5 protein-coding genes are annotated in these 7,554 nt (G+C 39.0%); 1 reads left to right on the forward strand and 4 read right to left on the reverse strand.

The annotated features are described in order from the left end of the window. Nucleotides 1–207: 207 nt before the first annotated feature. Nucleotides 208–1,182, reverse strand: coding sequence for a hypothetical protein (locus F6K15_RS25860; RefSeq protein WP_293066253.1), 975 nt, complete (start codon nucleotides 1,180–1,182; stop codon nucleotides 208–210). 273 nt (nucleotides 1,183–1,455) lie between these two features. On the opposite strand from F6K15_RS25860, the gene F6K15_RS25865 reads away from it, so the two are divergent. Continuing rightward, nucleotides 1,456–1,752 (forward strand): acylphosphatase, encoded by a 297-nt coding sequence (locus tag F6K15_RS25865; protein WP_293066267.1) that lies wholly within the window; start codon nucleotides 1,456–1,458, stop codon nucleotides 1,750–1,752. 577 nt (nucleotides 1,753–2,329) lie between these two features. On the opposite strand, the gene F6K15_RS25870 is transcribed toward F6K15_RS25865, so the two are convergent. From F6K15_RS25870 to F6K15_RS25880, 3 genes are all read right to left on the reverse strand, one after another. Further along, nucleotides 2,330–3,496 carry a pyridoxal phosphate-dependent aminotransferase gene (locus tag F6K15_RS25870; protein WP_293066256.1) on the reverse strand — a complete coding sequence of 389 codons (1,167 nt, stop codon included), beginning with the start codon at nucleotides 3,494–3,496 and terminating at the stop codon, nucleotides 2,330–2,332. Between the two features lie 335 nt (nucleotides 3,497–3,831). Further along, nucleotides 3,832–5,061 (reverse strand): damage-control phosphatase ARMT1 family protein, encoded by a 1,230-nt coding sequence (locus F6K15_RS25875; RefSeq protein WP_293066259.1) that lies wholly within the window; start codon nucleotides 5,059–5,061, stop codon nucleotides 3,832–3,834. Between the two features lie 381 nt (nucleotides 5,062–5,442). Further along, complete coding sequence (locus tag F6K15_RS25880) at nucleotides 5,443–7,461, reverse strand: S8 family serine peptidase (protein ID WP_293066262.1); 2,019 nt, start codon at nucleotides 7,459–7,461, stop codon at nucleotides 5,443–5,445. Nucleotides 7,462–7,554 lie beyond the last annotated feature (93 nt).

Genomic DNA, 7,554 nt, shown 5'->3' on the forward strand with positions numbered 1-7,554 from the left:
GCGGAATGCTGCGCAAACAGCAGTCAGCTATCAGCTATGAGTTATTAATATCATGTCCAGATAATTAGTGATAAAAAAACTTTCTCCTTCTCCTCCTGTTTCTTCTTCTTTTTCCCCTCCTGGGAGGGGCTAGGGGTGGGTTGACTCCTGACTCCTGACTCCTGAGGACTCCGTCGTTTATTTATAACTGTTCAACCGGACATGATATTATTGCATAAGTTCTCTAATTTGACGTTGATGCTTGGCTTTAAGAGATTTAATTGTTGCTTGAAGCTCAGTATCATATTTTTGTTTTAATTCCTTGAGTTTTTGCTGAAGCTGATTTTGATGTTGAGTAGTCATAGTTCCTATTGTTTCTAACATAGATTCTTGATGAATTTCTTCTAATTCTTTGATTTTAATTTGTAGCCGACTTTGATACTTTGTTTCTAAAGATTTAATAGTTTTCCTAAGTTTTTGTTCGTGAGACTTCTTTAAGTTAACAATTTTTTGTTGATGTTTGTCTTCTAAATAACTGGTAATATCTTGAATTTTTTGCTGATGAGTTTCTGATAACTCTTGAAATCTCTTGTGATATTTGACTTGCCAAAAATTGTTGATTTTTTGTTTCTTGAGTCGATGTTCTTGCTCTAAATCTACTATCTGATGAGAATATTTATCTGTCAATTCTCGAATTTTTTCTTGTGATTTAGCTTCAGCCGATTCTAAATTTTGTATCTGTTCTTCTCGTATTAATTTAATTTGCTCTTGCAGTTCTTTGTTTTGTCTATGTAATTGTTTTTCATAGTTGACTTTTTCTCTCAATTTTTTCTGATATTCTACTTCAAAAGCTTGAATTTCTTCTTGTTTTTTTTGTTGATAATCTACCTCTAATTTTTTAATTTCATTTTGATATTCTATATGAGCAAGAGCAATATTTTCTTGTACTTCTTCTAAGCTATGTCTGAGTTGTTTTTCAAGTTCTTCTTTTTGTTTAATTCTCTCTTGATAATCTATATTTAATAATTTAATTTCTTCTTGTTGTGCTTGCTGAAGGTCATAGATTTGTTCATGGGTTTCTCGTAACTGTTTTTCATAACTTTTCACTTGTTTTTTTAACCGCTTTTCAAATAGCCAGTAAGCACAACCTATCCCTAGCATTACACTGACAATTGTAACTACTATAAATGATGTTATAAGCATAATTTTAACTACCACTTAGTTTCTCTTACGAGTACCTATAAATGACGTAAGCATTCAGCTATTAGCATTTCCCACGGAATGCTCCGCAAACATAATTTTGAATTATCCTTCTAGGATAATAAATTAATAGCTGATAGCTGAATGCTGACTGCTGTTTGCGCAGCATTCCGCAGGAAATGCTTACCAAATGACACTCCAAGAAACTGAATTTATGTTGAGTTTCATAGTACCATAAAGTATAGATATTTTATATATAATCAATACAAAATGATAATGGAAAGCCAGTCAACATCTTTCACTCCTACTCGTGCTCATGTTTTTATTTCTGGAAAAGTTCAGGGAGTCGGTTATCGCTTCTCCACATTAGAAATGGCAGTTAATATAAATGTCAGTGGTTGGGTGAAAAATCTACCTGATGGAAAAGTAGAAGCTGTTTTTGAGGGTAGTAATCAAGCGGTGGAAAAAATTATTAACTGGTGTTATAGAGGTCCTAAATCAGCTATTGTCAATGATGTGACTATCAAATATGAGCAACCCGAAGGACTTCAAAGTTTTGAAATTTACCGTTAACTAGCTATCAGCATTTTCCGTACCGGAATGCTCTGCAAACAGCATTTCAGCATTTCCTACGGAATGCTCCGCAAACAGCATTCAGCGCGCTAAAAGCTTGGATTTAAATTTCCGACTTCTAGCTTGTTGCTGATACCAATTCCCATCCATTAATGCTATGCTTAGGTAACACTTCAGCTATTAAGTAATTAACAGAGGTAGAATAACTTTTTTGCTAATTAGTAGCTCAGTTAATATTAATTAGGGTTTGCGTATGGAAAGTCTTTTTGTTAAGGTAGGGAGTAGGGACCCACCCCTAACTCCTCCCAGGAGGAGAAAAAGGGAGTAGGGAGTAGTTAAGAGTTACGAGAAATGGGAGTTATAGAGAAGGTAGTCGTTCATTAATAGCAAGAGTGATTTTTTTGCCATAGCCACCCTAAAATGCCCTCCTTTTTGAGCATCAATGGCTGAAAACCAGGTACTTTTTTTAAGCTAAAAAATGCTAATACCTTTATCTGTCAATGCTTTGAGATTTAATCAGCAAGCTCTAATTATTAATAATTAATAATTAATTGTTGAACACTCCCCTACTCAAGAACTAGCTACGCGATCGCACAAACTTATCCAACCTTCCCATCCCTTTTTCTATAGTTGCTAAGTCAGTAGCATAAGATATCCTAATATGGTCATCTGCACCGAAAGCAATACCAGGAATAACAGCAACATTTTGCTCCGCTAATAAAGCACTACAAAATTCTAGGGAACTGCTAGAAATTTTACTAATATTGACAAACATATAGAAAGCTCCTTCAGGCTTACTACAAGTAACTCCTGGTATAGCATTCAGTAAATCATAAATCACCTCCCGACGTTTAGCAAAAGCTTGACGCATTTTTTCCACACAGTCTTGAGATGACTCCAATGCAGCGATCGCTCCATACTGAGCAAAAGTACAAACATTTGAGGTACTATGACTTTGAATTTTGGCTGTAGCGTTAATCAATTCTACAGGTGCGGCCAAATATCCTATGCGCCAACCCGTCATAGAGTAAGCTTTAGCAAATCCACTACTAATAATAGTATTGTTCAAAACATCTGAGCTGACTGCCCCAATACTGAGATGTTGAATATCATCATAAATAATCTTCTCATAAATTTCATCAGAAACTACTAAGATATCTTTTTCTACTATTACTTCTGCTAATGCTTTAACTTCTGCTGGACTATAAACCATCCCAGTTGGATTAGAAGGAGAATTAAGAACGAATAATTTTGTTTTGCTAGTAATAGCTTGGCGTAGTTGCTCTGGTGTAACTTTGTAATTTGTCTGAGCATCAGTAGGCAAAATTACTGGCTCTCCACCCATAAGTTTGACCATTTCTGGATAACTTAACCAGTAGGGTGCAGGAATAATTACTTCATCTCCAGGTTCAATCAGTGCCATCATCAGATTAAATAGAGAATGTTTCCCCCCATTAGTGACAATAATATTCTCTGCTTTGTAGTTTAGGCCATTTTCTCTAGATAACTTTTGGGCGATCGCTTCTCTGAGTTTAGGTTCTCCCACCGCTGGGCCATATTTAGTCTTACCAGCATCCAGCGCTTTTTGGGCTGCTGCTTTGATATGCTCCGGGGTATCAAAGTCAGGTTCCCCGGCACTAAAACTACATACATCTATTCCCTCAGCTTGCATTGCTTTAGCTTTAGCTGAGATAACTAAGGTTAGGGAAGGTGGTACTTTGCCGACTCTTGCTGCCAGTTTCATTTTTTACTTTTTTTGAGCTAGTCAATCTTTCATTTTATATTGGACAGGTCATTAGGTTCAATCTAAACTATTGGGAAATAATTACATTCAAACTTATCAATTTATAGCGCTAGGGAATAGGGAACAGAGAACAGGGAATAGCTATAAAAGGGTTTTAGAGGATATCTGAAAAGTTTTTTGATACTGAATTTTGCCCCCCGAGCAAGCCAACTTTGGGGGGAACAAGAGTCAATTTGCTTTTAAAAGTCCCCCAATTTTGGGGGATGCGCGGGGGCTTGGATGTAGCAAATGGGACTCCTCATGAACCTTTATTTCCCTTCTGCCTTCTGCCTTCTTCAAGGTATAACAAATTGAATCACACCCCACTGACCATTTGTTAACCACAAAGGATCTTCTTCATTTAATATTTCGATTTGATCGGGTTCTAAGCTAGTTGCTACTTCTGACTTTAAGGTACGCAAAGCTACAAATGCTGTAGGAAAATAATAACCAATATCTGACAAAGGGGTAGTAAATAACCAGTGGCGATCGCCTAAGATACGCCGATAGTTAGCATCACCTTTAATCAAAACCAGACTTGCCTTAGCTAATTCCTCTCTCACAGACTCTGGCATTTCCCAAAAAGCTAGTGGCGCATTCCAAAAAAAGTCATCTCGGCAAATTAAACGACCGATACTAATATATTCTTGTAAGCGAGTTGCCAACGTTTTTACATTTTCTGAGGCATCATTAGCTAAGATTTCCAGAGTGTAAAAAACATCTTGACTCATAGCATCAGAGACAAAAGTTGGATGTGCTTTCAAATGCAAATAAACAATATTGGCAGTTTGAGTAGATAAAAGGAAATCTATCAGAAAAAAATCGCAAACTAACTCAAAACCTGCATTATCTATAATTAAATCTATCCGTTGCCCCTGAATATGACTTAAATAGTCGATTAAATTGTAAGTATCATCTACTAATATGTGAGATTGTTGTTGTTGAAGGTCTCTAGTAGTCCGGTCCTCTGCTTCAACTGGCCATAAACTCAAATCGGCTTGATTACCCCACAAAGCAGTTTGCAACAGAGCTGTGAGACAAACTTGATAACTCTGTTGTTGTGGTAGAGCAGTATTTAAACCATTGATGCGATCGCCTATTTCACGGATAGCAGCCATTGATTTTTCTAAACTTAAGCGTTTTTGGTAACCAAAAGGGTCTATTCCTTGCCAAATTCCAGGCACAAAATAATCTGTTGCCTCTAACAAACGTCGGAAAAAATAAGCTTCAGCAAAATAAAAAGGTAAATCAAACCAACTTCTGCCTTCAAAAGACTCTAAGTAGGATGTCCAAGCTGCTACATCTGGTCCTTTGTCATCGATCAGGGGTCGTACCCATCCTTCAAATAAATCTACAGTTAGAGACTCTAACTGTTGGACAATAGTTGGAGGAAAATTATTGTCTTTGATAACTCGTTCGATGACACCCGGTAGTCTACAAACCATTGTGTAATGAGCAAAGGTATTTTCTTCTGAAGGCATCACGGGTAAAGGCAATAGTGAGTCACTGGTTTCAAATTCAGTCATGTATTTACAGGGAGTAAGCAGTAGGGGGAAAGAATTGATAATTTCTGTACAATAATTAATTTTATTTTTTATTATGGCAGATATCTATTCATTCCGCTTCAAACGAAGCACTAGAGACTGAACTTCTCCTTCCTAGTACTACTGCGTCAGATTTGAGTTTCCATTAATTCCGCTTCAAACGAAGCACTAGAGAAACAGGAGACCAGCTTTTTATGGCTTTCTCCTGCTTGTTTCCATTAATTCCGCTTCAAACGAAGCACTAGAGGGTCTTAACCGTGAAAGCTATCGGGCGAACTGACACGTTTCCATTAATTCCGCTCCGGCGAGCACCTAAAGTATGGGAAAAAAAAGGTGTGATCGCCTTTGTTTTTAGTTGTCAGATCAAGATTTTGTGACTTTGGCAATTAATCGCCAGAAATTGAGCCGACCGACATCCATCCTCCAAGTATCTACCACCCGCACACTCCAGCTTCCTTGGATCTGTTTACCTTCAAAAGCAGCTAAGGCAGGCAATTGGGATACTGTATAAACTTCCTGAATATCGTCTGTAGAACCTCCTGTGTGATTGTGAAGTGTCACCGCAGTCCCATCTGGGGCAATGATATCAATCCGTAAATCGCCGATATAGGTGTGAGTGAGGTCAATTCTGAACCGAATTTCCCGAATTAATCCACTTTGAGAGACTTCTAGTTTGCTCTCAACTGGGTTACCCACATCAGGAATGTCCAAGTCTGATTGAACCATCTGATCGATGATGATTATGTCATCAATAGCTTCTTTGACGGCTTTGAAAGCATTGACTTTGCCATGACCGAACCAGAGACTAAAGCCATCAACGAAATCACCAGGCTGATTCACAGGCGTATCTGACTCAATCTTCAAATCCTTGTCCGCAGTCTGCTGAACAATTTGCTTAACTTGTAATGCTGTCAGTTGGGGATTGGCGGAAAGCATAAGTCCACATACCCCAGCAACGGTAGGAGTTGCACTAGATGTACCGCCGAAACGGTTAGTATAGCTGGAGTCTAGCGTAAAATCTGCCCCCATGTTTTCATTATCCGTTGTCACTATCCCACGACCAGGCAATTTTTCATTGGTTAGGTCGTGAAAGTTATTGGTGGGGGCACAAACGGAAATTTCCCTTCCCCAAGATGAATAAGCCGCTCTGGTTTTGAGAGAAGTACAGCCACTAACGGTAATCACATCAGGGTGAGCAGCAATCCAGCGATCAATTGGACCACTGTAGCGGATAATACCAAACCTGGGATGAAAATACTCGTAAGTAAGTGTATTATCAAGATCCTTAACTGGACAATTATTATTCCCGGCAGCTACGCAGATTACCAAACCTTTCCCACGCCGTCCTCCATTCCTAACTAAATCAGAAATCACATCAAAAAATACTTGACTAAGAGGTGCATTAGTTGGTCCAAATCCCCAAGAACAAGAAACAATATCTGCTTCTCGGGAAATCCGTTGGAATAGTTGAATCATCTCAGCATCATTAAAAGCAAGAGGAAATCGCACTGCTAGCAATGCACAACCTGGTGCTAGTCCAACTGTCCCTTGTCCATTGATCTCTGCCAAAGCAACTCCAGCACAGGGGGTTCCATGATAGTCATCTCCTTGAGGGAGCACATTATCGTTATAAAAGACCTTTCCGTTGCTCTCAAAGGCATTCAAGCGACCAACCACTTTTCCCTGTCCCTGAAAATCAGGATGGGTTAAGTCAAACCCGTCATCCGCCACACAGATTACGATATCCCGTGAACCTTGGGTGATTTCCCAAGCATCGGGAGCAAAAATTCCAGCTCCAGCGACTAATTCCGCTCCATCTACCGGAGCATGGAGATGCCATTGCTGGGGAAACAACTCATCTGCGGGAATAAAGTCAAACCTTTGTAGTGATCGAACTAAATTCGGTTCAGCGTATTCGACATCGCTACGGGCGGCGGCCAAATTAGCTGTCTTGATCGGGTTGCGCCCTGTTGCAGTAGTTACTCGCAGCAATAGGGTATTTTTTCCCAAATCTTGGACAACCTCTAGGTTCTCATCTTGGGTGTACTGCTCAATAGTTTGCGCCGTTGTTTCTGGCTTAAACTTCACAAAAAAAGTGTCACTGATGAGGTATTGGGAATCAGGTTGACCCGGAGTTCGATAGACATGATGCACTACAGTTCCAGATTGGCGTAATTGATCCATTAAACCATTGCGATCTGTTCCTGCAGTAGCCCGAACCAAATTAGAGCTAACCTGAGCCATATTCTCCAGGGAAAGTCTGGCCTTACTTGCTTCAGCCTTTGCTGCTTCTATATTTGGTGCCTGTAACGTAATATCTCTTTCGGTATGCTCGATCGCAATTTTACGTCCACCTTGCCATAAATAATTATTATTTATCATATTATTCACCTCTCTATAGATATTTATCAGCTTTTTTGCCCAAAATTTTCCTTAACTTGAACTAATTAGAAATACTTTTTGTCCGGTGCAAAA

Origin of the sequence: Okeania sp. SIO2B3, assembly GCF_010672525.1 — a bacterium.
Lineage (GTDB): Bacteria > Cyanobacteriota > Cyanobacteriia > Cyanobacteriales > Microcoleaceae > Okeania.